Source organism: Agrobacterium sp. O3.4 (assembly GCF_041414895.1).
Classification (GTDB): Bacteria; Pseudomonadota; Alphaproteobacteria; order Rhizobiales; family Rhizobiaceae; genus Agrobacterium; species Agrobacterium cucumeris.
Window position 1 is genome coordinate 63,387 of sequence record NZ_JALPZP010000004.1, and the last position, 24,599, is coordinate 87,985.

Annotated in this window: 24 protein-coding genes and 1 tRNA gene; 13 read left to right on the plus strand and 12 right to left on the minus strand. The window is 59.8% G+C overall.

Translation table 11 applies throughout. The features are described 5' to 3' along the window. Nucleotides 1–90 precede the first annotated feature (90 nt). Nucleotides 91–765, plus strand: coding sequence for a GntR family transcriptional regulator (locus tag M0412_RS19210; RefSeq protein WP_269701710.1), 675 nt, complete (start codon nt 91–93; stop codon nt 763–765). A 107-nt stretch (nt 766–872) separates the two neighbouring features. Continuing rightward, the gene (locus tag M0412_RS19215) at nt 873–2,342 is read left to right on the plus strand and encodes a mannitol dehydrogenase family protein (RefSeq protein ID WP_269701708.1); all 1,470 of its coding nucleotides are present in this window, start codon (nt 873–875) and stop codon (nt 2,340–2,342) included. A gap of 52 nt (nt 2,343–2,394) precedes the next feature. On the opposite strand, the gene M0412_RS19220 is transcribed toward M0412_RS19215, so the two are convergent. The 8 genes from M0412_RS19220 to M0412_RS19255 form a co-directional block, all read right to left on the minus strand. Further along, nucleotides 2,395–3,240 (minus strand): ATP-binding cassette domain-containing protein, encoded by an 846-nt coding sequence (locus M0412_RS19220; RefSeq protein ID WP_269701706.1) that lies wholly within the window; start codon nt 3,238–3,240, stop codon nt 2,395–2,397. Further along, nucleotides 3,237–4,076, minus strand: coding sequence for an ABC transporter ATP-binding protein (locus M0412_RS19225; RefSeq protein ID WP_142842440.1), 840 nt, complete (start codon nt 4,074–4,076; stop codon nt 3,237–3,239). The genes M0412_RS19220 and M0412_RS19225 overlap by 4 nt, the downstream gene beginning before the upstream one ends. 3 nt (nt 4,077–4,079) lie before the next feature. After that, a complete protein-coding gene (locus M0412_RS19230) occupies nt 4,080–4,994 on the minus strand; it encodes an ABC transporter permease subunit (protein ID WP_046801723.1) in 915 nt (304 codons plus the stop codon). Further along, nucleotides 4,991–5,998: an ABC transporter permease subunit gene (locus M0412_RS19235; RefSeq protein ID WP_269701702.1), complete on the minus strand. Its 1,008-nt coding sequence runs from the start codon at nt 5,996–5,998 to the stop codon at nt 4,991–4,993. The genes M0412_RS19230 and M0412_RS19235 overlap by 4 nt, the downstream gene beginning before the upstream one ends. Before the next feature lie 62 nt (nt 5,999–6,060). Next, entirely contained in the window at nt 6,061–7,665 is a 1,605-nt protein-coding gene (locus M0412_RS19240; protein WP_269701700.1) for an ABC transporter substrate-binding protein, read from the minus strand. Nucleotides 7,666–7,782: 117 nt separating this feature from the next. Next, nucleotides 7,783–8,970, minus strand: a complete 1,188-nt coding sequence (locus M0412_RS19245) for a Xaa-Pro peptidase family protein (RefSeq protein WP_269701698.1) — start codon at nt 8,968–8,970, stop codon at nt 7,783–7,785. Nucleotides 8,971–9,521: 551 nt separating this feature from the next. Next, nucleotides 9,522–10,271: an SDR family oxidoreductase gene (locus tag M0412_RS19250; protein WP_269701696.1), complete on the minus strand. Its 750-nt coding sequence runs from the start codon at nt 10,269–10,271 to the stop codon at nt 9,522–9,524. Continuing rightward, nucleotides 10,268–10,882: a nucleoside 2-deoxyribosyltransferase gene (locus M0412_RS19255; RefSeq protein WP_269701694.1), complete on the minus strand. Its 615-nt coding sequence runs from the start codon at nt 10,880–10,882 to the stop codon at nt 10,268–10,270. Before M0412_RS19255 ends, M0412_RS19250 begins: the two co-directional genes overlap by 4 nt. Before the next feature lie 163 nt (nt 10,883–11,045). Between M0412_RS19255 and M0412_RS19260 the strand changes: the two genes are divergently transcribed. The 4 genes from M0412_RS19260 (at nt 11,046) to M0412_RS19275 (ending at nt 15,145) form a co-directional block, all read left to right on the plus strand. Next, on the plus strand, nt 11,046–11,672 hold the full coding sequence (locus M0412_RS19260; protein ID WP_046801718.1) for a ribonuclease D: 627 nt from the start codon (nt 11,046–11,048) through the stop codon (nt 11,670–11,672). An 81-nt stretch (nt 11,673–11,753) separates the two neighbouring features. Then, nucleotides 11,754–12,986, plus strand: coding sequence for a hypothetical protein (locus tag M0412_RS19265; RefSeq protein ID WP_269701690.1), 1,233 nt, complete (start codon nt 11,754–11,756; stop codon nt 12,984–12,986). A 47-nt stretch (nt 12,987–13,033) separates the two neighbouring features. Then, nucleotides 13,034–13,342, plus strand: a complete 309-nt coding sequence (locus M0412_RS19270) for a hypothetical protein (protein WP_269701688.1) — start codon at nt 13,034–13,036, stop codon at nt 13,340–13,342. A 267-nt stretch (nt 13,343–13,609) separates the two neighbouring features. After that, nucleotides 13,610–15,145, plus strand: a complete 1,536-nt coding sequence (locus M0412_RS19275) for a hypothetical protein (protein ID WP_269701686.1) — start codon at nt 13,610–13,612, stop codon at nt 15,143–15,145. Between the two features lie 101 nt (nt 15,146–15,246). On the opposite strand, the gene rpsA is transcribed toward M0412_RS19275, so the two are convergent. Beyond that, nucleotides 15,247–16,947, minus strand: coding sequence for a 30S ribosomal protein S1 (rpsA, locus tag M0412_RS19280; protein WP_046801715.1), 1,701 nt, complete (start codon nt 16,945–16,947; stop codon nt 15,247–15,249). Between the two features lie 171 nt (nt 16,948–17,118). Further along, nucleotides 17,119–17,778: a (d)CMP kinase gene (cmk, locus tag M0412_RS19285; RefSeq protein WP_269701683.1), complete on the minus strand. Its 660-nt coding sequence runs from the start codon at nt 17,776–17,778 to the stop codon at nt 17,119–17,121. 198 nt (nt 17,779–17,976) lie between these two features. Between cmk and M0412_RS19290 the strand changes: the two genes are divergently transcribed. Then, on the plus strand, nt 17,977–18,366 hold the full coding sequence (locus M0412_RS19290) for a TIGR02300 family protein (protein ID WP_046801713.1): 390 nt from the start codon (nt 17,977–17,979) through the stop codon (nt 18,364–18,366). Between the two features lie 152 nt (nt 18,367–18,518). Continuing rightward, nucleotides 18,519–18,594: transfer RNA gene (locus M0412_RS19295), tRNA-Ala, on the plus strand. 51 nt (nt 18,595–18,645) lie between these two features. Here M0412_RS19295 and M0412_RS19300 read toward each other — a convergent pair. Next, nucleotides 18,646–19,173 carry a thermonuclease family protein gene (locus M0412_RS19300; protein ID WP_269701678.1) on the minus strand — a complete coding sequence of 176 codons (528 nt, stop codon included), beginning with the start codon at nt 19,171–19,173 and terminating at the stop codon, nt 18,646–18,648. Between the two features lie 66 nt (nt 19,174–19,239). Next, on the minus strand, nt 19,240–19,614 hold the full coding sequence (locus tag M0412_RS19305) for a PAS domain-containing protein (RefSeq protein ID WP_142842450.1): 375 nt from the start codon (nt 19,612–19,614) through the stop codon (nt 19,240–19,242). A 210-nt stretch (nt 19,615–19,824) separates the two neighbouring features. On the opposite strand from M0412_RS19305, the gene M0412_RS19310 reads away from it, so the two are divergent. The 5 genes from M0412_RS19310 (at nt 19,825) to M0412_RS19330 (ending at nt 24,594) form a co-directional block, all read left to right on the plus strand. Further along, nucleotides 19,825–20,727, plus strand: coding sequence for a hypothetical protein (locus M0412_RS19310; protein ID WP_269701675.1), 903 nt, complete (start codon nt 19,825–19,827; stop codon nt 20,725–20,727). A gap of 70 nt (nt 20,728–20,797) precedes the next feature. After that, nucleotides 20,798–21,769 carry a quinolinate synthase NadA gene (gene nadA / locus M0412_RS19315; protein WP_269701673.1) on the plus strand — a complete coding sequence of 324 codons (972 nt, stop codon included), beginning with the start codon at nt 20,798–20,800 and terminating at the stop codon, nt 21,767–21,769. After that, nucleotides 21,766–23,334 carry an L-aspartate oxidase gene (locus M0412_RS19320; protein WP_269701671.1) on the plus strand — a complete coding sequence of 523 codons (1,569 nt, stop codon included), beginning with the start codon at nt 21,766–21,768 and terminating at the stop codon, nt 23,332–23,334. The genes nadA and M0412_RS19320 overlap by 4 nt, the downstream gene beginning before the upstream one ends. A gap of 1 nt (nt 23,335) precedes the next feature. Next, nucleotides 23,336–24,193 (plus strand): carboxylating nicotinate-nucleotide diphosphorylase, encoded by an 858-nt coding sequence (gene nadC, locus M0412_RS19325; protein ID WP_269701668.1) that lies wholly within the window; start codon nt 23,336–23,338, stop codon nt 24,191–24,193. A 149-nt stretch (nt 24,194–24,342) separates the two neighbouring features. Continuing rightward, the gene (locus M0412_RS19330) at nt 24,343–24,594 is read left to right on the plus strand and encodes a GlsB/YeaQ/YmgE family stress response membrane protein (RefSeq protein WP_142842455.1); all 252 of its coding nucleotides are present in this window, start codon (nt 24,343–24,345) and stop codon (nt 24,592–24,594) included. The last annotated feature ends 5 nt before the right edge of the window (nt 24,595–24,599 follow it).

The window sequence follows — 24,599 nt, forward strand, 5'->3', positions numbered from 1 at the left end:
AACGGAAAAACGGATTTTGTAAAATAAAAAATTTTTTATTTTTAATATTTGATTGTTGCCTGTCTTTCCAAGCTGGGCAATGATGCGGCCATGAACACACTCGTCAAAGTCACGCTCGCCGAACAGGCGCACCGGGAGCTGCGCGCCCGCATCGTTAGTGGCAAACTGCGCGGCGGCGAACGGCTGCTGCCCAACGAGCTTGCCGCCGATCTCGGCATCAGCCCCACCCCGGTCAAGGAAGCCTGCGTGAAACTCGAGGCCGACGGGCTGGTGGTCAACTCTTCAAGGCGCGGCATGGTGGTGCGCGATTTCACGGTGGAGGATGTGGAAGAGCTCTACGCCGCCAGAATGCTGCTTGAAAAAGGCGCCGTCGAAGTGGCTTTCGATGCCGGACAACTGGACGGGACGCTGCACGCGCAGCTTCTCGAAAGCCTTGCCCAACACCGCGAATTCGCCAAGGGCCCGACGCTCGACGAATTGTCGAAAGCGCTTTTCTACGACCGCAGCTTTCACACGACACTGGTTTCAGCCGCCCGCATTCCGGTCATCTCCGGCTCGCATGAACGCATTCTCGACCAGACCCACACGGTTTTCGTCTCTATCCTCGGGGATTACGCCCGTTCGGTGGAAGAGCACCAGAATATCGCCGACGCCATCGCCGCCGGCAGCAAGGCCCAGATCGTCGATGCCCTGTGGCGGCATCTCGAGCGCAGCCGTCAGAACACGCTGCGTCAGGTCCGGCTGCTCAAAGAGGCTCGGGCCTGATCCATTCAAAATACGACCTGTTCAGGCACAAGTGGAGGAACTGACATGATGCGCGAAAACCCGGATGCCGCCATTACCATCTTGCTCCGCATGGGGATTTCGCATTGATGACGAATAGGCTTTCCACTGCCGCCCTTCCCCGCCTACCGCAATCCGCGGCAACACCCGCCTATGATCGCCAGACGGTCACACCCGGCATCGTGCATCTCGGGGTCGGTGCGTTTCACCGGGCGCACCAGGCGGTTTTCATTGATGACTGCCTCAATCGCGGTGAGACGCAATGGGGCATCGTCGCCGCATCGCTGCGCAGCCCGGACACACGCGATGCCATCGAACCGCAGGACAATCTCTACACATTCTGCCTGCGCGACGGAAAGAGCGAGCACCTGCGCATCATCGGCTCCATCATGGAAACCATCGTTGCGCCGGAAGATCCTGAGAAGCTGGTGGAGCGGCTATCCGATCCGCGCGTGCTCATCGTCACCCTGACCGTGACGGAGAAGGGTTATCTCACCAATCTCGCTTCCCGCAGCCTGCTGCGTGACCATCCCGATATTCTCCACGACCTTGAAAACCCGGACCGACCACGCTCCATCTTCGGTTTCATTCTCGCCGCTACACGACGCAGACGCAAAGAAGCCTCGCTGCCGCTGACGCTGCTTTCCTGCGACAACCTGCCCGCCAACGGGCATGTGTTGCAAAAGCTCTTGCTGGAATTTGCGAAACTGGCCGATGCGGAACTGGCCTCCTTCATCGAAGCCAATATCGCCTGCCCCTGCTCCATGGTGGACCGCATCGTTCCCGCCACCACCGACGCGGATCGGGACGCAATATCGACAGCACTTGGGGTGCGCGACGCCTGGCCGGTGGTGGCCGAGCCCTATTTCCGCTTCGTCATCGAAGATCGTTTTCCGCATGGGAGACCGGCGCTCGAAAGATCAGGCGTGGAGTTCGTCAGCAACGTCGAGCCATATGAACATATGAAGCTCCGAATGCTGAACGGCTCGCACAGCGCCATCGCCGCCATAGGCCAGATCACCGGCCTCAAAACGGTTGCCGATGCATGGGGTGAAAAAACCGTGCGCGATTTCATCGACGCCTATTGGCGCGAAGTTGCCCGGACGTTGGACCCGGCGGTCGATGGCGCAGAATTTGCAGCCGGCCTCAGGGAGCGTTTTGCCAACCCCTCCCTGCAACACAAGACCATGCAGATCGCCTCCGATGCCTCGCAGAAGGTGCCGCTACGTATTCTTGGCCCCCTGCGCGAATTGCTGGAAGAAAAGGCCGCCAGTCGCGCCGTTATTTTTGCCGTCGCTTTGTGGATCAGATCCTGCGCAGACCGGGATGAGAAGGATCAGCCGATCACCATTCTCGACCCTGCTTTCAAGGAATGGGATGCGCCGGACCAGCTGGCAATGGCGCCGGATGCTGTCGTGGACCGGTTCCTCACCTTCAGGCGCACATTCGGCGATGACCTGCCAGCCAACGAAAACTTCGTGTCGACACTGAAAGCCGCTTATCGCGACATCCGCCAGCAAGGCGCACTTGCCGCTATCGGTATGTTTTTAAAGTCCTGAAAAACAAACAGGCCGGAAACCCGGCCTGTTTTCTAACTTGATGTTTCTTTGCTCAGGCCGTTGCGGCCTGCCGCGCCGCCTTGCGGCGTTCCACGCGGGCGCGGATGGCATCGACATCCGTGATGGGCGTCGCAGCGAAGAGCTGGCGCGTATAGGGGTGCTTCGGATCGGCGAAGAGTTGCTCGCGCGTCCCCTGCTCCACCGCCACGCCCTTGGAAATGACCATCACATCGTCGGCGATGTAACGAACCACCGAGAGATCGTGGCTGACGAAAACGTAGGTCAGTTCGAATTCTTCCTGCAGATCCCGGAGCAGGTTCAGCACCTGCGCCTGCACCGAAAGATCGAGCGCGGAAACCGGCTCGTCCAGCACCAGCAGCGCCGGATTGAGCATCAGCGCGCGCGCAATGGCGATGCGCTGGCGCTGGCCGCCGGAGAACATGTGCGGATAACGGTTGAAATGTTCAGGACCAAGACCGACCTTCACCAGCATGGCTTCAGCCCGCTCGCGACGCTCGGAAGCCGGAATTTTCGTGTTGATGATGAGCGGTTCCATCAGCACGTCACCCACCTTCTGGCGCGGATTGAGGCTGCCATAGGGGTTCTGGAACACCATCTGCACCTTGGAACGCATCTGCGTGTCCGGACGTCGTCTGGCGATATCGACCGGCTGGCCTTCAATCTTCAGCTCACCGCCGGATGCCGGGTCGATCAGGGCGATGATGCGGGCAAGCGTCGACTTGCCCGAACCGGATTCGCCGACGATGGCGAGCGTCTTGCCACGCTCGACGGTAAAATCGATGCCTTTCAGCGCCTGAACCGTCTTGGCGCCACCGAACAGGCCGCCCGGAACATGATAATCGCGGGTAATGCCCTTGCCTTCGACAACAATGCTCATTGAACGCCCTCCTTGCCGAAGAAATCGGAAACCGTGGGCAGGCGGTCGCCGGTGGCGTTTTCGGGCAGGGCCGAAAGCAATGCCTTGGTATAGGGATGCTGCGGGGCCTCGAAGAGGCTCAAGACATCCGCCTCCTCCATCTTGCGGCCCTTATATTGCACCACAACGCGGTCTGCGGTTTCCGCCACCACGCCCATATCATGGGTGATGAGGATCAGCGCCATGCCGTACTCCGCCTGCAGGTTCATCAAGAGATCGAGAATCTGCTTCTGGATCGTCACGTCAAGCGCGGTGGTCGGCTCGTCGGCGATCAAGAGGCGCGGTTTGGAGGCGATCGCGATGGCGATCATCACGCGCTGGCACTGGCCGCCGGACATCTGGTGCGGATAGGCGTTGAGCTTGGTTTCCGGCTCGGGAATACCGACAGCGCGGAACAGTTCCAGCGCCCGGGCGCGGGCGGCGGAGCGGCCCATGCCGAGATTGAGGCGCAGCACTTCTTCGATCTGGAACCCGACCGTAAAGGACGGATTGAGCGAGGCGACCGGCTCCTGGAAGATCATGGTGATCTCGCGGCCGATCACCCTGCGGCGCTCCTGCGGCGACATGGTCAGCAGGTTCTTGCCGTCGAAGGTCATCTCATCGGCGGTAATCGTTGCCGTATCGGGCAGAAGCCCCATGACGGCGAGCATTGATACCGACTTGCCGGAACCGGATTCGCCGACGATGGCCAGCACTTCATGCTTGTCGACGGATACGTCGATGCCGTTGACGGCAATGAAGGCGCCGGTGGCGGTGGCGAATTTGACGGTGAGGTTCTTGATTTTCAGCAGGCTCATCGCTCAGCTCCGCTTCAGTTTGGGATCGAGCGCATCGCGCAGACCGTCGCCCATCAGGTTGATGGCGAGTACCGAAATCAGGATCGTCAGACCGGGAAGGGTGACAACCCACCAGGCGCGCAGAATGAATTCACGCGCTTCGGCCAGCATCGTGCCCCATTCGGAAGCGGGCGGCTGGGCGCCCATGCCGAGGAAGCCGAGGGCCGCTGCATCGAGAACCGCGGACGAGAAGGAGAGCGTCGCCTGCACGATCAGCGGGGCAAGGCAGTTCGGCAGAATGGTCTTGAACATCAGCCGGAAATTGCCGGCACCCGCCACGCGGGCGGCCGTGACATATTCGCGCCTGAGCTCACTCATGACAGCGGCACGCGTCAGGCGGGCAAAATGCGGCTGATAGACGATGGCGATGGCGATCATGGCATTGGTAAGACCCGGGCCGAGGATCGCAACCAGCACCAGTGCCAGAAGCAGCGACGGAAATGCCAGGATGACGTCCATCACGCGCATGATGACGGTATCTACCCAGCCGCCGAAAAAGCCGGCGACGAGACCGATGACGATGCCGCCGACAAGGGCGATGGAAACGACGACGACGCCGATGAACAGCGAATATTGCGCGCCATAGATCAATCGGGACAGCATGTCGCGACCGACCGCATCGGTGCCGAAGAAGAAGCCGGCGCGGCCGCCTTCCTGCCAGACCGGCGGGACAAGCAGCGCATCGCGATATTGCTGCGTCGGGTCATGCGGCGCGATCAGCGGTGCGAAAACCGCCACCAGCACCAGAAGAGTAAAGACGGCAAGGCCGATGACGGCGCCACGGTTCTGACGGAAGTAGAACCAGAAATCGGCGATCATCCGGCGGCGGATGGCGGCGTCCGAAAGACGGACGCCGGGGGTGGTGGTCACATCGCTCATTTGTGACGGATCCTCGGATTGATGAGGCCATAGGTCAAATCGACAAGCAGGTTGACGACCATTACCAGACCCGCAATCAGCAGCAGGCCGCTCTGCACGACCGGATAGTCGCGGCGCGAGATGGAATCGATCATCCACTTGCCGATGCCCGGCCAGGAAAAGATGGTTTCGGTCAGGATGGCACCCGCCATCAGCACGCCAATCTGCAGGCCGATGGTGGTGATGACCGGGATCATGGCGTTGCGCAGCGCATGCACGCCGACGACGCGGGAGGCCGACATGCCTTTTGCACGGGCGGTGCGGACATAATCCTCACCCAGCACTTCCAGCATGGCCGAGCGTGTCTGGCGCGCAATCACCGCCAGCGGAATGGTGGCAAGCACCACCGAGGGCAGGATGAGATGCGACAGGGCCGAGGCGAAAGCGCCCTTCTGCCCCGAAATCAGGCTGTCGATCAGCATGAAACCAGTGACGGAGGGGAAGAAATACATCAGCGAGATGCGGCCCGACACCGGCGTCCATTGCAGGATGCCGGAGAACATGATGATCAGCAGCAGACCCCACCAGAAGATCGGCATGGAGAAGCCCACCAGCGCGGTCGTCATGGAAATCTGATCGAACCACGAGCCACGGCGAATGGCGGCGATGACGCCGACCGGCACGCCGATCAGGGTGGCGATGATGATGGCAACGAGGCCAAGCTCGACCGTCGCGGGGAAGAGCGACAGGAACTCGGTCAGAACAGGCTTCTTGGTGACCAGCGAATTGCCGAGATCGCCCTGAAGCAGCCGTCCGAGGAAATGCAGATATTGCTGCCAGATGGGCTGGGAAAAGCCGAGCTGTTCGGCGAGCTGTGCATGCCGCTCAGGCGATATGCCCCGTTCGCCAGCCATTAGCAGCACGGGATCGCCCGGCAGAACGCGCACGAAGGCGAAGGCGACGATGGTGATCCCGAGGAAGGTCGGAACGAGATAGAGAAGTTTGCCGAGAATGAACCGGATCATGGTTTTTTCCTGAAAAGACGCGCGGAAGAACATGGTTCTTCCGCGCGTCCTGTTGTTTGGGATTACTCCGCGATATCGACGGATTCGAAGGTGAAGTCGCCAAGCGGGCTCATGGTGAAGCCGGAAACCTTGGCGGACATCGGAACGAACTGCGTGGAGTGCGCAAGTGTCGCCCACGGAGCCTGTTCCTTGAAGATCACCTGCGCCTGCTCATAAAGCTTGGTGCGCTCGGCAACGTCAGTGGTCTGCTTTGCCTTGGAAAGCAGATCGGAGAACTCCTTGTTGCACCACTGCGCGCGGTTTGCACCACCTTCGCCGGTTGCGGCGCAGGAGAGCAGAACGCCCATGAAGTTGTCAGGGTCACCGTTATCGCCGGTCCAGCCGAGGATGACGGCACCGTCGCGGTTCACTTCTGTCGACTTCTTGAGATATTCACCCCACTCGAAGGAGACGATCTCGGCCTTGACGCCAACCTTCGCAAAATCCGACTGGATCAGCTCGGCCGTGCGGCGTGCGTTCGGCATGTAAGGACGCTGAACCGGCATCGCCCAGATCTTCATCGTCAGATCCTTGACGCCAGCGGCTTCAAGAGCCTTCTTGGCGGCTTCCGGATCGTACGGATCGTCCTTGATGCTGTCGTTGTAAGACCACATTGTCGGCGGGATCGGGTTCTTGGCAACCTGGCCAGCGCCCTGGAACACGGCATCGATGATTGCCTGCTTGTTCATCGCCATGTTCAGCGCCTTGCGGACTTCCGGCTTGTCGAAAGGTGCAACGGTGGTGTTGTAGGCGAAGTAAGCGACGTTCAGACCGGGCTGCTCATCGAGCTTGAGGTTCTTGTCGGCGCGGATGGTGTCCAGATCGGCCGGAGCCGGATAGGGCATCAGGTGGCATTCGCCAGCCTTCAGCTTCTGCAGGCGCACGGCGGCGTCAGGCGTGATCGCGAAGATCAGATCGTCGATCTTCGGCGCGTCACCCCAGTAGTCGGCGTTCTTCTGGTAGCGGATGACCGCGTCCTTCTGATAGGCGACGAACTTGAACGGACCGGTGCCGATCGGCAGGTTGTTGAAGTCTTCCTTGGTGCCGGCCTTGTCAAGCGTATCGGCATATTCCTTCGATACGATCGAAGCGAAAGGCATGGCGATGTTGGCGAGGAACGGTGCTTCAGGGCGCGTCAGCACGAACTTGACGGTGTAATCGTCAACCTTGACGATTTCCTTGATCAGCGACGGCATTTCCATGGAGTTGTAATATTCGTAGGTGATACCTGCGATATACTGGTTCCACGGGTTCTTCGCGTCACCCTGGCGGTTGTAGCTGAAGATCACGTCATCGGCGTTGAAATCGCGGCTCGGCGTGAACTTCTCGTTGGAGTGCCACTTTACGCCCTTGCGCAGGTGGAACGTGTATTCGAGGCCATCGCTCGAAACATCCCATTTTTCCGCAAGGCCCGGCTCGACTTCGGTCGTGCCCTTCTTGAACTCGGCCAGACGGTTGTAGACCGGGTGCGCGGAGGCATCGAAGGTGCCGCCAGCCGTGTAAGGCGACGGATCGAAGCCTTCCGGCGATGCCTCGGAGCAATAAACGAAGGTCTTCGCCATGGCAGGCATGGCGGAAGTGATCGCAATCGCAGAGGCGATAAGCAAACTGCGGGTCAGCGTTTTCATCTGGTGGTCCTTTCCCTCTTTTTCTGAGTTCCTGCGGCCCCGTTTGGGGGCCTACCTCTTCTGGTCAGCAGCGGCACGCAACACGTGCCGCTATTCGGTCCTTTGCCTCCCGACCAATTACCCGGCGACCGGCTGAAACAGCCGGTCGAGGTTCGTTTCCGGCGGGCAGAACCAGCGCGGTCCCGCCTCCGTCATATAAACAATGTCCTCAAGACGGACGCCGCATTCCCCATAAACGCACAGCATGGGCTCGATGGAAAAGCACATTCCCGGCTCAAGCGCCGTTGCATTTCCTGCAACGATATAGGGTTCTTCGTGAATATCCAGCCCAAGCCCGTGGCCGGTGCGATGCGGCAGACCCGGGACCTGATAAGCCGGGCCGAAACCGACCGCCTTCAGGCTGTCGCGCGCGGCCTTGTCGACATCGGAACACGCGGCACCAATGTGGGCCGCGGCAAAGGCCGCAGCCTGCGCATCGCGTTCAGCGTTCCAGAGGAAACGCTGCCGCTCGGTCGGCTGGCCAAAGACATAGGTGCGGGTGATGTCGGAACGGTAGCCATGAAGAATGGCGCCGAGATCGACCAGCACCATATCGCCTTCGTTCAATGTCTGCGCATAGGGCACGCCATGCGGATAGGCCGTCGCCTCACCGAACTGCACCGCCACAAAAAGCGGTTTCATGCCAAGGGCGATATGAGCGGCATTAACGAAATCAGCCACTTCGGTGGTGGAAATGCCGGGACGAAGCCCTTCGAATACGGCCTTCTGCACGCCGTAACTTGCATCCATCGCCGTCTGGATAAGGGCGATTTCAGCCGCGGACTTGACCTGTCGCTGGGCGACGATCATCGGCTGGGCGGAAATGATCCGCCCTTCCAGGCGCTGCATCAGGGCTGATGCGAAAACAAATGGTGTAGCGGGATCGATGGCGACAAGATGACCGGCACAGGAAAGCGCCGCAACGCGTCCTGCCATCACGTCAAAGGGATTTTCATCCTCTTCCCAGACGGCGACTTCGCCCTTGATGCGAATGAGGGTCTGGAGTTTCGGCTCTTCGAATGTCGGGCTGATATAGATCGGCGCGCCCTCGGCCGGCACCAGAGCGCCATGAATTCGCTCGGAAAGGCCAAGCGACAGGCCGGTATAATAGGTCAGCGACGATGATGCATCGAGCCAGACCGCCTTGACATTGTCCTGGATCATCCGCGCCTGAAGGCCGCGTAGCCGCAACCTGAGCTCGTCTTCAGCGATCGATGAAACCGCGATCGGCTGAAACCGCTTCAGCGCCTCTTGAAAGTCTGCCATTCTCTCCCCGCCGCTTTCGGGCGCACAGACACAAGCGTGTCGGCCACCTCCCAAGCGTTCTTTTGCCCATGCTTAAACACAGGCCGGGGCCTAAGCAATGGGCCAGCACCATGCACCGCCACAAAACTGTGCATATTCATCTAGACATAACGAAATCGTGATCGATGCGCGTCCGATTCCCGTTTCGATTGCCTTGACGGGAAAAATGAAAATCCCCCGGAAATTCGGGGGCCATTGGAATATTCCGCGCGCCTGGCCAGCGCGCTGAAACGCACCCACAGAAAGAACATCAAAAAAAGAAGGTCCGGAAAAGGAAAAAGCCTGCCGCGGGAGGAGGTGCGGCAGGCTTCAAACTTGATCGGCGACTGGGAGGAGGAGTGCCACCGATCCGCATCGAGCGACGCTGGGAGGAGGAGTGCGTCGCTTCGATGATTGGAATATAGCGACATCTGCGATTTTTAACAGAGCAAGTCTCGCAATGCAGCATTGCATTTTTGCATAGCTTTAAAATACCTGCTCGGTTTTTCAGCACTCCCTGAAACCCGTCGATATCAGCTTTCGCGATAGACCTGAAAACCGGCAAAGGACTGGTTGACCGGCATGAGTTCGAGGCTGTTGATATTGATGTGTTTGGGCTGCGAGGCGACCCAATAGATCGTATTGGCGATATCGTCGGCCGTGATCGGATTGACACCCTTATAGAGATTGTCCGACGCATCCTGGTTGCCGCCGGTGCGCACCAGCGTGAATTCGGTTTCGCACATGCCGGGTTCGATGGAAGTGACGCGCACGCCCTTGCCATGCAGGTCCGAGCGAAGGCCGAGCGAGAACTGCCGCAGGAAAGCTTTCGTGCCGGCATAAACGTTGCCGCCGGCATAGGGCCAGTGCGCGGCGACCGAAGAGAGGTTGACGACAATACCCTTACGCTCGATCAGCGTGGGCAAGAGAAGGTGAGTGACGTTCAACAGGCCGGTGATATTGGTGTTCACCATGGTCTGCCAGTCTTTCAGCGGCACCTGCGGCGCGGGCGCCGTGCCAAGCGCAAGGCCGGCATTGTTGACGAGAATGTCGATATCCCGGAAGCCCTCCGGCAACGCAGCCAGCGCCTTTGCCGTCGCATCCTCATCGGTAATGTCGAAAGCGGCACCATGGAAGGCCGAGCCGAGTTCCGCCGCCAGCGCCTCCAGCCGTTCCGCCCGCCGGCCTGTGCCGATGACCTTCCAGCCTTCCTTGATGAAGCGCCGCGCCGTAGCCTGGCCGAAACCCGATGTGGCGCCGGTGATAAGAATGGTACCGCTCATGATGATGTCTCCGCTAATTTCGTTCTGTCAGGATCAGTCTGTCCCAGTAATTTCTCCGCCGCCGCCGCAAGGCAGCGTTTATAGGCGTCGAGGTCCGTATAGAGCGCCTCTTCAGGCGCATTGCCGACAATGATGACCCCACCGCGCCGCACAATTCCACCATGCAGCATGAGATTGTCGACCATGTCGAAATTCTCGATCGACAGCCCGTCCGGCCCGCGATAACGGCCCGTTTCATCGATGGTGGAAACACCGCCATAATGCGCCTTGATGCGGGTGAAGTGATTGGCCGCGACATTGGTATAGGCGAAAACCGGCTTGCCCAGCGCGCACATGAAACCCAGCTCAAAGCTTGTTCCCGTATCGGCAGCGATACCGCGAAACGGTGTGAGATTGGCAATCACCGCATCCGCTTCCAGCATCATCCGCTCGTCAACGGCATTGATGTTGCAGCCATGGCCGATCCGGGTATCGGCCGGCGGAATCTGCAGATCACCCGGTGAAAGCGGCGTAAAACCGGCATCCCGCGCCAGCGAGGCCTTGAGATCGAGCATTTCACGCGCGTTCGGGAGGAAGACTTCCGGTCCGGCGAGATAGATTTTCTTTGTCATCGGGAATTCATGCGTTTTGTAAGAAAAGGATTTCCCGAACCTAACCCGGGGACTTTCGCAAAGGCAAGCGCGAAGCCACGCCGAACCGACCCATAAAACGGTATCATCAGGCCATTCTTTCCGTTATAGCCGGAGCAACCGACTGCAATTTCTGGAGCAAGACATGGCCGCAACCATTCGCTATCACGAAGGCGATATTTCCGCCGAAGATACCGCGCGTTATACCGGGGCCATCGCAATCGACACGGAAACACTCGGGCTGGTGCCGCGCCGCGACCGTCTCTGTGTCGTCCAGCTTTCGCCGGGCGATGGCACTGCGGATGTCATCCGTATCGCCGCCGGACAGAAACAGGCCCCCAACCTCGTGCGCATGCTCGAAGATCCCGCCCACCAGAAGATCTTTCATTATGGGCGTTTCGATATTGCCGTCCTGTTCCACACCTTTGGCGTGACGACGACACCGGTTTTCTGCACCAAGATCGCCTCGCGCCTCACCCGCACCTATACCGACCGGCACGGCCTGAAAGACAATCTGAAGGAGATGCTGGAAGTCGATATTTCCAAGGCGCAGCAATCCTCCGATTGGGCCGCGGAGACGCTATCGCCCGCCCAGCTCGAATATGCCGCCTCCGATGTGCTGCACCTGCATGCGCTGCGCGACAAGCTGACCCACCGCCTTGTGCGCGATGGCCGCCTTGATCATGCCGACGCCTGTTTCGCGTTTCTGCCGACCCGCGCCAAGCTCGATCTTCTCGGCTGGGAAGAAACGGATATTTTCGCCCATAGCTGAGCGTTTTTACGCCTGGTTAAGCACTGATTTACCGAATTTGCCTATTCTCGGCCGCAACTTTGGGTGGCCGGGATTTTTCAGATGATTACTCCGCTGCAGCAGACAGCCAGCATAGCCGTCAGCGACCTCATGCGGTCGATGGTCGAGACTATCGAGGAACGTCAGCGCGAAGAGCAGGAAAAGGCAAGCGGCACCAAAAAGGATGAGGCGGTCAAGACCCAGCCGCAACCGGACCAAAGCCAGCGTGTCGCCAATGAAAAGATAAGCGCCTATCTGTTCGGCATCATGAAACCGGACCCGGATGCCTTTGCCTCGCTCGTCTCCCGCTTCTCCTCCGCCCTTGGTGTCACCCAGGAAAAGGACGAATCGAGCTTCTCGTTTGCGCGAAGACTTCAGGACGCGCTGACCCTGACGGGCGGCTTTGAAAAGGCTGATGCGCAGGGAAAAGCCACGACGATCTCCCTGAAATCCTTCGGCGTCTCGGAAGCACAGGTCGTAGACGTGCTGAACAATGGCGCCACCGCCAAGACCGATCCCATGGCCGCCCTTGCCGCCCGCATTGCAGCAAGCGCTGGCCTGACGGGCAAGGAAGAGGATTTCGGTGTGCAGATGTCGGATGCGATCATGGCAGCGCGTGCGACCTTGCCGAAAAGCGTCAACGATCTGGAAGAATCCACCGGCCTGAAGGAACTCGGCGTTTCAGCCCAGCAGATGATCGCCGCCATCGCCAATCCCTTCGGCGACGCGGCACGCGCCGTGAAGGATGCCCTGAACGAGCAGGCGCAGGGCACCCTGTTCATGACACGCGAAACGATGAAGGTCATCCAGCGCCTGGAAGATGTCGCCGACCCGAAAACCAAGGAAGAATTGCAGGCTGAGCGCGGCGAAAATCGCATCGGCGAAGTCAACGATGCCGAAGTGAAGGCCGAGCGGGAGCAGGATATCCAGAGCCGTGACGCGCAGGGCAAACTCGAGGATGTGCAGGAGCTTCAGGAGGTCGTGAAGGAACACAACGACGCTTCCGCCGGTGAAAAAACGGATGGCGCGGAGGGGCAAGGTCCGGTCGATATTTCATCGGAAATCGCCCTGATTTCCGTGCTTGCGGCCGCGCCGGACGAAGAAGCTACCCCGGCTGAAAACGATAATGCGCCTGCAGAGGCGGGCAAGGCCAAAACAGACGCGACCACCACACCGGCCGATGCGGAAGCATTGCTGGACGCGATGGCGGTTGTCGATGACGCCCGCAGCGCCATTTTGCCGATCTCGATCGACGATAACGGTCTTTATGAACTGCTGAAGAAAAAGGCGGCATGATTGCCGCTTGCGACCGTATTTGAGCGAAACATGATGTGAGTTCAGACATGTCCGATATTTCCGGCCTATCCGGCAGCGCCGGTCTCGATGCCGAACCGAATACCGCACAGGCATTGCTCTCGATAGCGGCCCCGCCACTCGCCCCGGATAACGCGAGCTTCCTCGCGCCCGGCGAGGATGACGACACCATCGATCCCGTGGAAATTCTGCCCGAGAGAAGTTTTCCCAAGGCGAGCTGGCTCGATGCCATGCCGCCGGAGGCCATGGAAGTGACCGTCAGCGAACCCGACCACATTTCCTCGGTCAATTCCGACGATAACGGGCTTTACCGCATGTTCATCGGCGTTTCGCCGTGAGCGAAGCCATCCGGCACAATTTATGGTTAGCCAAATATTAATATCTGCGCGGCAAGCTTCGACTTGATGATTCTGTGTGTGCCGAAGAGAGCTGGCATTCGCGCCAGCGGCATATACGGGCGCTCCCGCATGAGCGGGCGAGATGACACCTGTACATCACCGGCGCGGCAATCTTTCAACGGACGGGCCAGACGCGAACCAGAGAGCCAGTGTGGATTGGCCCTTTCGCAAGCCAGCGGCGGTAATCGATAGGAACGGAGCGCACCCATGTTACCGCCTGTAACGAAAATTTCGGCAGCCGATGCCGCCTATGGAACGACAGTTCCGCCGGCGACCCGCGGGCAGCCGAAAGACGCCGCGACACCGCAGGTGACCAATCCTGCTCCCGACAATGGCAGCAGTATTTTTGCCAAAGCAGCGGTCGCCTCGCTGACCAGCGAATTTCAACTTTCCCGCAGCACCGCCGTACTGGCGGAAACGCTCGGTAAATTGATGAACCTGCCACGGCGCGACGGCGAAGCCATCGAGACTTATGTGGTGCGCCTGACGGACGCGCTGCGCACCATGCCCCCCGCACAGCGCCTGGCGCTGGAACAGCAGGTCAGCAAGGCCCTTCAGGGCTTGAGCCTTTCGATGCTGGCCGAAATTCTGAAACAGCCCACTGGTCCGGAAGCAGCCCGTCTCGCCCTGCTGATCGAGCTTTCCCGCTACAAGGGAATGGATCTGGCAGCGAAAGCGGTGGTTTCCTCCTATCAGCAGAACAATCCCGCCAGTTCGGCACCCACGCAGCCGAAACCGCAGAGCCCCCAAAGCCAGAATTCCGGAAACCACCAGAATGCCGCTGCGGCTGCGCAACCGGCAAGCGCGGCAGCGACCGCCCGGCTTCTGCCTTTGCTCATCAGTCCGCTCGCCCTCGGTGGCGCAGCGATAAAAAACGTCATCGCGGCGCAGATAGGGCCACCGGATCTACGGGCGAGCCTTTCCGCACCGGCAACAGACATGCCCGAACCTGCGCCGGCAGCCTCAAAACCGGAGGGAAAAGCGGAAGGTGTGGGACGCCCGCCTCAATCACCCGCAGGCAACGTGACCAGGGAAATAACGGCAGAGGCACGCCCGGCAAACTCGCCGCGGGCTGAAAATGGCGAGATGCGCCCGGCGCTCCCCCTTCGGGATATGATGAAGGCGGAGCAGAAGGAAATGCGCACGCCCCTGCCCCAGTCTTCTGGCCAGCCTGCGGGCGAGGCCAAGACCATGGAAAACCTGCTGCTCGCCGCCCTTGCCGGAAAACTTCCCACCAGAGCCGCGCCCGGCGCGCAACCACCTGTCCCGCCACCGGGCACCGCGCCGCAGCAACTCGAGAATCAGCCGGCCGAAAAGACCGCGGTGCCGACGCCGCTCATCCATCCCTACGGCGAGGAGGCGGAGACGATTGCCAACCGTCCGGAGGCCCAGCCCCTCCCCCGCGTAGCACTCGATCCGGAAACGAGAATGGCGATGCTCGAACAATCGGCCTCACAATCGCTGATCGCCGCCGCTCTTGCAAAAGACGGCACACCGCTGCCACTGGTCGCCTATCCGCCGGCGGAAGAGGACTATGAATCGGAAACACCACCCCGCGGTGGCGGCCCGTTCTCTGAAGATGAAGCGGAAGGCGAAGCGGAGGGCGAAAACGCCGAAGCCCCGGAAGAGGCGGAAGAACGGCTAGCCGCCAATGACGAGACCGGCGAACAGGAAAGCCCACCGGAAGCGGCTTACGACGACAGTGCGGAAAATTATTATCTCAGAATGAGCGGCGTGCTCTGAACACCATCTGACCCAGCCGTCTCCGATGACGCGTAGACTACGCCAATAAAAAACCCGCCGGAAAATTCCGGCGGGTTCTTCATTTCAAAAGATCAGAGCGATTATTCGCCGCGGTTCTTCAGAGCCGCGCCGAGGATGTCGCCGAGCGAAGCGCCCGAGTCGGAAGAACCGAACTGTGCGACGGCTTCCTTCTCTTCAGCGATTTCCAGAGCCTTGATCGAAAGCATGACCTTGCGATCCTTCTTGGAGAAGTTGACGACGCGGGCGTCGAAAACCTGGCCAACCGAGAAACGCTCCGGACGCTGATCGTCGCGATCGCGTGCGAGGTCGTTGCGGCGGATGAAGGAGGTGAGGTCTTCGTGGTTGACGAGCTTCACTTCAACGCCACCGTCGTTGACGGCGATGACTTCGCACGAAACGACAGCGTTCTTGCGCAGGTCGCCGGACGAAGCGGCTTCGCCGACAGCATCCTTGCCGAGCTGCTTGATGCCGAGCGAGATGCGTTCCTTCTCGACGTCAACGTCAAGAACGACAGCCTTGACGACGTCACCCTTGTTGAACTCTTCGATGACCTGTTCGCCCGGACGGTTCCAGTCGAGATCCGACAGGTGAACCATGCCGTCGACATCGCCTTCGAGGCCGATGAACAGACCGAATTCGGTCTTGTTCTTGACTTCGCCCTCAACTTCAGTGCCGGCCGGATGGCTGTAGGCAAATGCCTGCCACGGGTTTTCCAGCGTCTGCTTGAGGCCGAGCGAGATACGGCGCTTGGACGGGTCGACTTCGAGAACGACAACGTCGACTTCCTGGCTCGTGGACAGGATCTTGCCGGGATGTACGTTCTTCTTGGTCCAGGACATTTCGGAAATGTGGATCAGGCCTTCGATGCCCGGCTCCAGCTCAACGAATGCACCGTAGTCGGTGATGTTCGTGACCGTACCGGAGATCTTCTTGCCAACCGGGTACTTGGCGGAGATGCCATCCCACGGATCGGACTCGAGCTGCTTCATGCCGAGCGAGATACGGTGGGTTTCCTGGTTGATGCGGATGATCTGAACCTTGACCTGCTGGCCAATGTTGAGGATTTCCGAAGGATGGTTGACGCGGCGCCATGCCATGTCGGTAACGTGCAGCAGGCCGTCGATGCCGCCGAGGTCAACGAACGCACCGTAATCGGTGATGTTCTTGACGACGCCGTCAACAACCTGGCCTTCTTCGAGGTTCTGAACGATTTCAGAACGCTGCTCGGCACGCGACTCTTCGAGAACCGTACGACGCGAAACAACGATGTTGCCGCGACGCTTGTCCATCTTGAGGATTTCGAAGGGCTGCGGGTTGTGCATCAGCGGGGTAACGTCGCGGATCGGACGGATGTCGACCTGCGAACGCGGAAGGAAGGCAACAGCGCCGTCCAGATCGACGGTGAAACCACCCTTGACCTGGTTGAAGATAACGCCTTCGACGCGCTCGCCAGCTTCGAACTTGGCTTCGAGCTTGACCCAGCTTTCTTCGCGGCGAGCCTTCTCGCGCGACAGAACGGCTTCGCCGAGAGCGTTTTCGATGCGCTCGACGTAAACTTCGACTTCGTCGCCGACCTTCAGCGTGCCGTCCTTGGACTTCGCGCCGAATTCCTTCAACGGTACGCGGCCTTCAACCTTGAGGCCGACGTCGACGATGGCAACGTCCTTCTCGATTGCCGTTACGATACCCTTGGCAACATAGCCTTCGGCAAGATCGTTAGAGGCAAAGGATTCTTCGAGAAGCGCTGCGAAATCTTCGCGCGTGGGGGTAGATACTGACATGAAATCTCCTGGTTGCATCCGCACTAAGGCGAATACAAAAGCGCCGGTGGGCTAGTGTTGTTGATACCCGAACCCATGCCCGCCTTTTTAAAAGGCTTTCCGGCGCAAGGACATGTCTTCAGGCAATTCCGGACTAAACGCGGACCGAAATGAAGCGGTTCCGCGAAAAACCTATTTCCTCAGGGCGGCGTCGATGATCGCCCGCGCGGCCTGAAACGCCGCCTCTATACTCATTTCCGACGTATCTAGCAAGTGCGCGTCTTCAGCCGGTTTCAACGGGCTGTCGGCGCGGCCCATGTCGCGCTCGTCGCGTTTCTTCACCTCGGCGAAGATGGCGTCGTAGTCGGCCTCTCCGCCATTGGCCAGAATTTCGTCGTAACGACGTCTTGCCCTGACATCAGGCGAAGCCGTGACATAAAGCTTCACCGGCGCATCCGGGCAGACCACCGTGCCGATGTCGCGGCCATCCAGCACCGTGCCCGGCTCCCTTGCCGCAAAACGCTGCTGCGCCTTGACGAGTGCGCGCCTCACCGGCGTCATCACTGCAATCTTCGATGCCGCCTCGCCGATATCGTGTCGGGAAAGCACCGAGCGGTCGAGACCGGCAAGATCGAGTTCCAGCGCCACCTTTTCAGCCACGCCCTCATCATCAAGCGGCAGGCCGGCATCGAGAAGGGCCTTGGCGGTGGCTCTATAGGTCAAACCGGTATCGAGATGATGGAACCCATAGATTTCCGCGATCCTGCGCGACAACGTTCCTTTGCCGGCCGCAGCCGGTCCATCTATGGCGATCGTGAATGTCATGAAGCTCTCTGCCTGTGTGTGCGTCATTCATATAATATGGCGTTCGGCTGCTTCCAATCTTCATCAGCAGCCCGGCATATAAGGTGCGTTGCAAGGGTAATGCCCGAAGTTTGTCTTTGACACGAAAGACCGCAACGATTAAGGGGACCGGCTAGAAATTTTACAGTCTATGCCGGTTTTACGGCGTACACACCGAAACTCATTCGACAATTTGAGGCTTAGACAGTGGCAAAAGCGGACCTTGGTACCAAGCGCACAGACCCCGATACCGGCAAGAAGTTCTACGATCTGAACCGCAATCCGGTCGTTTCTCCCTATACCGGCAAGTCATGGCCGCTCTCCTTCTTCGAGGAAAGCACGGCACAGGCAAAGCTCGAGCAGGCTGAGGAAGAGGAAGTAGCGGAAGTCGATACCGAAAACACGGAAGTCGAACTCGTATCGCTGGAAGATGCCGATGGCGACAACAGCGGCGACGAGATTCCGGATATGGGCGACGACGAAGACGACGTGGAAATCGGCGACGACGACGACACCTTCCTTGAAGCTGACGAAGACGACGATGATGACGACATGTCCGGCATCATCGGCGTTACGGGCGACGACGAAGAAGCTTGATCTTATTGGATAAACCAGCCCGGCGACAAAAAAATGAAGCCGGGCTGTTTTTTGTGCTTGCACTCTTCGATTAGCCGAAGTAGTAAGCCGCCACCGAACGGAACAACAGCCGCTTCGGTTCCCGGAACCGGACGAAATGCCGGAACCCTTATGGGGCTATAGCTCAGCTGGGAGAGCGCTTGCATGGCATGCAAGAGGTCAGCGGTTCGATCCCGCTTAGCTCCACCAAATCTTCCCAGACACGATTAATCATCCACAAGACAGACATAGCCCGACGTCCTATCGGCCAGCGACCGGCATGGTCCTCTCCTGCAATAACGCCCGCACGTCCTGCCCTTTGATCCCGCATTCAACAGTTTGGACTGCCACTCCCTCTTCCACCACCCGGCATTCGAGATATTTGCCGCGCAGCCGGTTCTCCAGCGCCTTGAAGGCGTTGAGGCCGCAGGCATAGCGGCGGCCATCAGCACCGGCGCAGACGCGGTTGCGATCGATGTCTTCGACGCCGGCAAGGCGGAATTCCTGGCCCTTGAAGGTGAAACGATTGCTGGCGACCACGCGCAGGCGCTGGTCCGCATGTATTTTTAGCGGATAGGGATCGGGCGGGGTGGGGATTCGTTCATAATTTTGCTGACGGGTATCGACCTTTACCGGGGAGGTCGTCCACAGCATTTCCGTGTTTGCCGCAAGAGCGGCCGTCTCATATCCATCTTCGCCATTGAAGAATGAGGCGATGCGTATGCCGGCAATGCCGAACCCTATCACCAGCATGATCTGAAACAGCAAAATTGTGATCTGCCGAACCATGTCACCGAAACATCAAAAGCGATAAAATATGACCCTATCTCGCTGCAGAGTAGGGGAGACGCCGTATTACATCAACAGCACCTTGCGCGCGGTAACATCGCGAATTGTCCCCATTGCCATGATCGGAACGCCGTCGCAGTCGTGGATCACCCTGCCCGTCGTCCTGAGCCAACGGAAACCGCCAGCCTTGAGATCAATCCGGCACTCCTGATCGTAAAACTCACCGTTTGTCAGCGAATTATGGACCGCTCGCGCCACCCGGGCCTGTGAACCAACCTCAACCTGGGCGATGAACTTCTCCACCGGAATGCCGCGAGAAGCCTCCTCAAAGGAGAAATCGCGCAGACGCGAAGCTACGGCATCCAGATAGACCAGATTCTGGCCGATGCTCCACGTATAATAACCAATAAGCGTCTCTTCCAGAGATATATCTTCTAACATCGGCTTTCTACACTATATGAATGCTTATAACTTTTTTATAACATAACAAAAAATGCATTACTAATCACAAGATTTTATCCATTTGTTTGATTATATGCTACTTTAGACTTTATGCGGATATAGAAAGCACTTTGCCGCCTGCCCCTTGTTGGCGAACCAGCCTTCCTGTGCCAAAGAAGGTTGATACCGCAACCCAAGACAGGAGTCGCCGTGACCATCGGGCTTGCCCATGCTGAACTCATTGCCGTCGTCACCGCCATTACGGGAGACGAACCGCGGGTGATGACCGTCCGGGCGGGCGCGGCACTTCCCTCAGGCCCATTCGAGTTCGGGCACAGAACGCTGCAAAGCGGGCTGCGGGAGTGGATCCACGAACAGACCCATCATCCGGTCGGTTATCTCGAGCAGCTTTACACCTTCGCGGATCGCGACCGTAACAACGATATCCCAGGCGGACGAACCATCTCCATCGGCTATCTGGGGCTGGTTCGCGAGCACGAATCATCGGGCAGCGGGCACGCGCTCTGGCATGGCTGGTATGAATACCTGCCCTGGGAGGATCATCGGCAGGGACGCCCGGTGGTTCTGGATACCATCATCGACAGGCTGCGCGCCTGGGCGGACTCCGATCTTGCCTGCAAGAGCCAGCGTCACCTGCGGGCCGATTTTACCTTCGGCCTCGATGGCGGCGGCTGGAACGAGGAGCTCACCCTGCAGCGCTACGAGTTGCTGTATGAGGCAGGCCTTGTCGAGGAAGCCCAGAGCGAGCCCCGGACCAACTTCGGCAGGCCGATGTTTGCCGATCACCGCCGCATTCTCGCCACCGGCATCGCTCGCCTGAGGGCCAAGATCAAATATCGCCCGGTGGTTTTCGAGCTGATGGCAGATACCTTCACCCTGCTGCAATTGCAGCGCGCGATAGAGGCGCTGGCGGGACTGACCCTGCACAAGCAGAATTTCCGCCGGCTGATCGAGCAGCAGCAACTGGTGGAAGAGACCGGCGACATGACGAGCGAAACCGGCGGCCGGCCGGCAAAGCTTTTCCGCTTCCGCCAGACCGTGCTCGATGAACGTGCCCTTTCCGGAACGAAACTGCCACTCTCCCGCAATTGACATATGCTCACAATGAGAATATCTCTTTGCCCTAGATATACTCAAAAAGAGTATAAATGGGAGAGTGCTCGTGAACGAACAGATTTCTGCTGCAAGCCTTTATGATCGGGTCAGCCGTGTCATTCCCAAGGCTGAATGGATGGGCTTTCAGGATGATGTGGATGCGATCCTTGAGCTGAAGCGCAAACGCAACGCCGTCATCCTCGCCCATAATTATCAGACACCGGAAATCTTCCACGGCGTCGCCGATATCGTCGGCGACAGCCTCGCCCTTGCGCGCAAGGCGATGGAGGTGGAAGCGGATGTTATCGTTCTGGCCGGCGTGCATTTCATGGCCGAGACGGCAAAGCTGCTCAATCCGGGAAAAACCGTGCTCATTCCGGATATGGCCGCCGGCTGCTCGCTGGCAGACTCCATCACGCCCGAAGATATTGCGCTGTTGCGCAAGGCCTATCCCGGCGTTCCAGTCGTAACCTACGTGAACACCTCTGCGGCGGTGAAGGCGGCGTCCGATATTTGCTGCACCTCCGGCAATGCCCGCCAGGTTGTGGAATCGCTCGGCGTGCCGCGTGTGCTGATGTTGCCGGATGAATATCTGGCGCAGAACGTGGCGCGGGAAACCAATGTCGAGCTGATCGCCTGGCGTGGCCATTGCGAGGTGCACGAGCTCTTCACCGCCGATGACATCAGGGAATTGAGAGAGAGCCATCCGGGCGTCACCGTTCTGGCACATCCGGAGTGTCCGCCGGATGTCGTGGAAGCCGCCGATTTTTCCGGTTCCACCGCGGTGATGTCGGATTATGTCGGTCGGGAGCGGCCCGCTCGCGTGGTGCTCCTGACCGAATGCTCGATGAGCGACAATGTCGCCGTGCATCACCCCGATGTCGAATTCATCCGTCCCTGCAATCTTTGCCCGCATATGAAGCGCATCACGCTTGGCAATATCCGCACGGCACTGGAGGAAAACCGCCATGAGGTGACGGTCGACCCGACAATCGCAGTCGCCGCCCGCCGCGCAGTGGAAAGGATGCTGGAGGTATGAGCGAACGCCTTCCGACGCAGCAGGACTGGACAGTCGTCGTCGGTAGCGGCATTGCCGGCCTGATGGCGGCGCTGACGCTTGCGCCGCAGTCCGTGCTGCTTCTGACACGCGGGGCGCTCGGCGGCGAAACCTCAAGCGCCTGGGCGCAGGGCGGTATTGCCGCAAGTCTCAGCCCGGACGATAGCCCCGCCCTGCATCTTGCCGACACGCTCGCCGCAGGCGACGGGCTCTGCGACGCGGATATGGCCGAGGAGATCGTTTCCGCCGCCCCCGCCGTCATCGAGGCGCTGGAGTGGGCCGGCGTGCGCTTCGACCGCGATGCCGGGGGGAAACTCGTCTTCGGGCTGGAGGCTGCCCATGGCCGGCGGCGCATCCTGCATGCGGAAGGCGACGGTTCGGGCGCGGCCATTGTCAGGGCGCTCGCAACCGCAGTCCTTCGCATGCCGTCCATCACTGTCATGGAAGGCACGGAAGTGCGTCGTCTATTGACGGAAGAGGGCATTATCACCGGTCTTGCCTGCGTCGGCCCGAAGGGCAGTTTCATTCTGCCGGCCACGCAGGTCATTCTTGCGACCGGCGGCCTTGGTGGGCTTTACGAGGCGACGACCAATCCCTCCGGCAATTTCGGCCAAGGCATCATGCTCGCCGCGCGGGCCGGCGCCATCCTTACCGATATGGAATTCGTCCAGTTTCACCCGACGGCGCTTTCCTCGCCCAGACGGCCGCTGGCGCTGGTCAGCGAGGCGGTTCGGGGCGAAGGCGCGCTTCTGCTCAATGAAAACGGCGAGCGTTTCATGGCGGCGGTGCCGGGTGCCGAGCTTGCATCGCGTGATATCGTCGCCCGCGCCATCGATCGGGAAATCCTGCGCGGCGGCGCGGTCTTTCTCGATGCCCGCAAGGCGCTTGGTTCCGGCTTTTCACTGCGCTTCCCCTCTATTGACCTGCTCTGCCGCGAGGCCGGCATAGACCCCGCCCGCGAGCTTGTGCCCGTGCGTCCCGCCGTGCATTACCATATGGGCGGCGTCGCTACGGATGGCGCAGGCCAGAGCTCGGTGCCGGGCCTGTGGGTTGCGGGTGAAACCGCCTGCACGGGTCTGCACGGCGCCAACCGGCTCGCCAGCAATTCCCTGCTGGAAGCCGCCGCCATGGGCATGCGCGCAGCGCAGGACATTGCCGGTCAACAGGCACGCACGGCAGGGCCGGCAACTGTTGCGCCAAGCGCAGCCCCCGACTGTGTGGCCGCCGATCTCGCTGCCGTCCGGCCCATCGTTTCCCGCCATCTCGGCATTGTGAGACATGCAGCAGGTTTGAGCGAAGCGATCCGGGACCTGCTGCCGCTTGCCGAACAGGAAGGCCCGGCATCCGATCCCGCCCTTATCGGCCTCACCATCGCCGTCTTTGCGGCGCTGCGCACGGAATCGCGCGGCGCGCATTTTCGCGACGATTTTCCCGGAAAGGACGCGGCGGCCACACGACGCAGGCTGAGCCTGACCGACGTCATCTCCATCGGCCATGACCTTTCCTCATCCAGCTTTTCTTCTTCCAGCATTGCGCGGAGCGCCTGACATGAACCTTGCCCCCCTGCCACGTCTCATCATCGAGCCGCTTGTGCGCAACGCCCTTCTGGAAGATCTGGGGCTTGCAGGCGACATAACCTCCGCCGCCGTCATTCCCGCCAATCATCGCTCGGTCGTCGTCATGGCCGCGCGCGAACCGGGCGTTATTGCCGGTCTCGATGCGGCGGAGCTTGCTTTCCAGCTTGTCGATCCCGCCATCATACTGAAACGACACGTTGAGGATGGAGCGACCGTTGCGCCCGGCGATATCATCGCGACGATCGAAGGCCCTTCCCGCGGGCTTCTGACGGCGGAGCGCACAGCGCTGAATTTTCTCGGCCATCTCTCGGGCATCGCCTCCGTTACCGCAAAAATCGCCGCATCCATCTCCGGCAGCAAGGCCTCAATCGCCTGCACCCGCAAGACGACGCCCGGCCTCAGGGCGCTCGAAAAATACGCCGTGCGCGCCGGCGGCGGCATGAACCACCGTTTCGCGCTTTATGATGCCGTCCTCATCAAGGATAACCATATTGCCGTGGCGGGCGGCGTCCGTGCCGCCATCCGAAGCGCCAAACAGGGCGTGGGCCATCTCGTCAAAATCGAAGTGGAGGTCGATACGCTCGCTCAATTGCGCGAGGTGATGGACGAAGGTGTCGATGCGGTTCTCCTCGACAACATGACACCGGAACAATTGCGCGAGGCCGTGGCGATCGTCGCCGGGCGCGCCATCACCGAAGCCTCCGGCCGCATCAACCCGCAGACGGCGGCAGCCATCGCTGCAAGCGGCATCGATCTCATCTCCGTCGGCTGGCTGACGCACAGCGCACCGGTTCTCGATATCGGGCTGGATTTTCAAAGCCGGGGCTAAAGAATAAGGCCGTCCGGGCGCGCCGCAGGGAACCAAATCTCCGCATCTGCGTTGTTACCCCGCCTGGGGTCATTCAAGGCGGGGGGATCAGTGCGCGCAAAAGCCTGTCCATATGCCTGCGGACCTCTCTTACAAAGGAAAGGCTTATTATGGAAGACGCACAAGTTGGCTGGATTGCAGCAATCATCATCGGCGGCGTAGCCGGTTGGCTCGCCGAACAGTTCATGAAAAGCAATATGGGTGTTTTCATGAACATTATTCTCGGCATCGTCGGCGCCATCGTCGCCAATTTCCTTCTGGGGCTGATTGGCGTCTCGCTCGGAGGCTGGATTGGTTATCTCATCGCCGGTTTCATCGGCGCCTGCATTCTCATCGCCGTCGGGCGTGCAATTCGCCGATAAGGGAG

Excerpts from the sequence above, each read along its gene's own strand:
- M0412_RS19210 (WP_269701710.1), top strand. The coding sequence starts at position 91 with ATGAACACACTCGTCAAAGTCACGCTCGCCGAACAGGCGCACCGGGAG.
- M0412_RS19255 (WP_269701694.1), bottom strand. The coding sequence starts at position 10,882 with ATGACAAAGAAAATCTATCTCGCCGGACCGGAAGTCTTCCTCCCGAAC.
- M0412_RS19245 (WP_269701698.1), bottom strand. The coding sequence starts at position 8,970 with ATGGCAGACTTTCAAGAGGCGCTGAAGCGGTTTCAGCCGATCGCGGTT.
- M0412_RS19235 (WP_269701702.1), bottom strand. The coding sequence starts at position 5,998 with ATGATCCGGTTCATTCTCGGCAAACTTCTCTATCTCGTTCCGACCTTC.
- M0412_RS19270 (WP_269701688.1), top strand. The coding sequence starts at position 13,034 with ATGTCCGATATTTCCGGCCTATCCGGCAGCGCCGGTCTCGATGCCGAA.
- M0412_RS19320 (WP_269701671.1), top strand. The coding sequence starts at position 21,766 with ATGAGCGAACGCCTTCCGACGCAGCAGGACTGGACAGTCGTCGTCGGT.
- M0412_RS19265 (WP_269701690.1), top strand. The coding sequence starts at position 11,754 with ATGATTACTCCGCTGCAGCAGACAGCCAGCATAGCCGTCAGCGACCTC.
- M0412_RS19260 (WP_046801718.1), top strand. The coding sequence starts at position 11,046 with ATGGCCGCAACCATTCGCTATCACGAAGGCGATATTTCCGCCGAAGAT.
- M0412_RS19230 (WP_046801723.1), bottom strand. The coding sequence starts at position 4,994 with ATGAGCGATGTGACCACCACCCCCGGCGTCCGTCTTTCGGACGCCGCC.
- rpsA (WP_046801715.1), bottom strand. The coding sequence starts at position 16,947 with ATGTCAGTATCTACCCCCACGCGCGAAGATTTCGCAGCGCTTCTCGAA.
- M0412_RS19225 (WP_142842440.1), bottom strand. The coding sequence starts at position 4,076 with ATGAGCCTGCTGAAAATCAAGAACCTCACCGTCAAATTCGCCACCGCC.
- cmk (WP_269701683.1), bottom strand. The coding sequence starts at position 17,778 with ATGACGCACACACAGGCAGAGAGCTTCATGACATTCACGATCGCCATA.
- M0412_RS19305 (WP_142842450.1), bottom strand. The coding sequence starts at position 19,614 with ATGTTAGAAGATATATCTCTGGAAGAGACGCTTATTGGTTATTATACG.
- M0412_RS19275 (WP_269701686.1), top strand. The coding sequence starts at position 13,610 with ATGTTACCGCCTGTAACGAAAATTTCGGCAGCCGATGCCGCCTATGGA.
- M0412_RS19240 (WP_269701700.1), bottom strand. The coding sequence starts at position 7,665 with ATGAAAACGCTGACCCGCAGTTTGCTTATCGCCTCTGCGATTGCGATC.
- M0412_RS19220 (WP_269701706.1), bottom strand. The coding sequence starts at position 3,240 with ATGAGCATTGTTGTCGAAGGCAAGGGCATTACCCGCGATTATCATGTT.
- M0412_RS19330 (WP_142842455.1), top strand. The coding sequence starts at position 24,343 with ATGGAAGACGCACAAGTTGGCTGGATTGCAGCAATCATCATCGGCGGC.
- M0412_RS19215 (WP_269701708.1), top strand. The coding sequence starts at position 873 with ATGACGAATAGGCTTTCCACTGCCGCCCTTCCCCGCCTACCGCAATCC.
- nadC (WP_269701668.1), top strand. The coding sequence starts at position 23,336 with ATGAACCTTGCCCCCCTGCCACGTCTCATCATCGAGCCGCTTGTGCGC.
- M0412_RS19250 (WP_269701696.1), bottom strand. The coding sequence starts at position 10,271 with ATGAGCGGTACCATTCTTATCACCGGCGCCACATCGGGTTTCGGCCAG.
- M0412_RS19300 (WP_269701678.1), bottom strand. The coding sequence starts at position 19,173 with ATGGTTCGGCAGATCACAATTTTGCTGTTTCAGATCATGCTGGTGATA.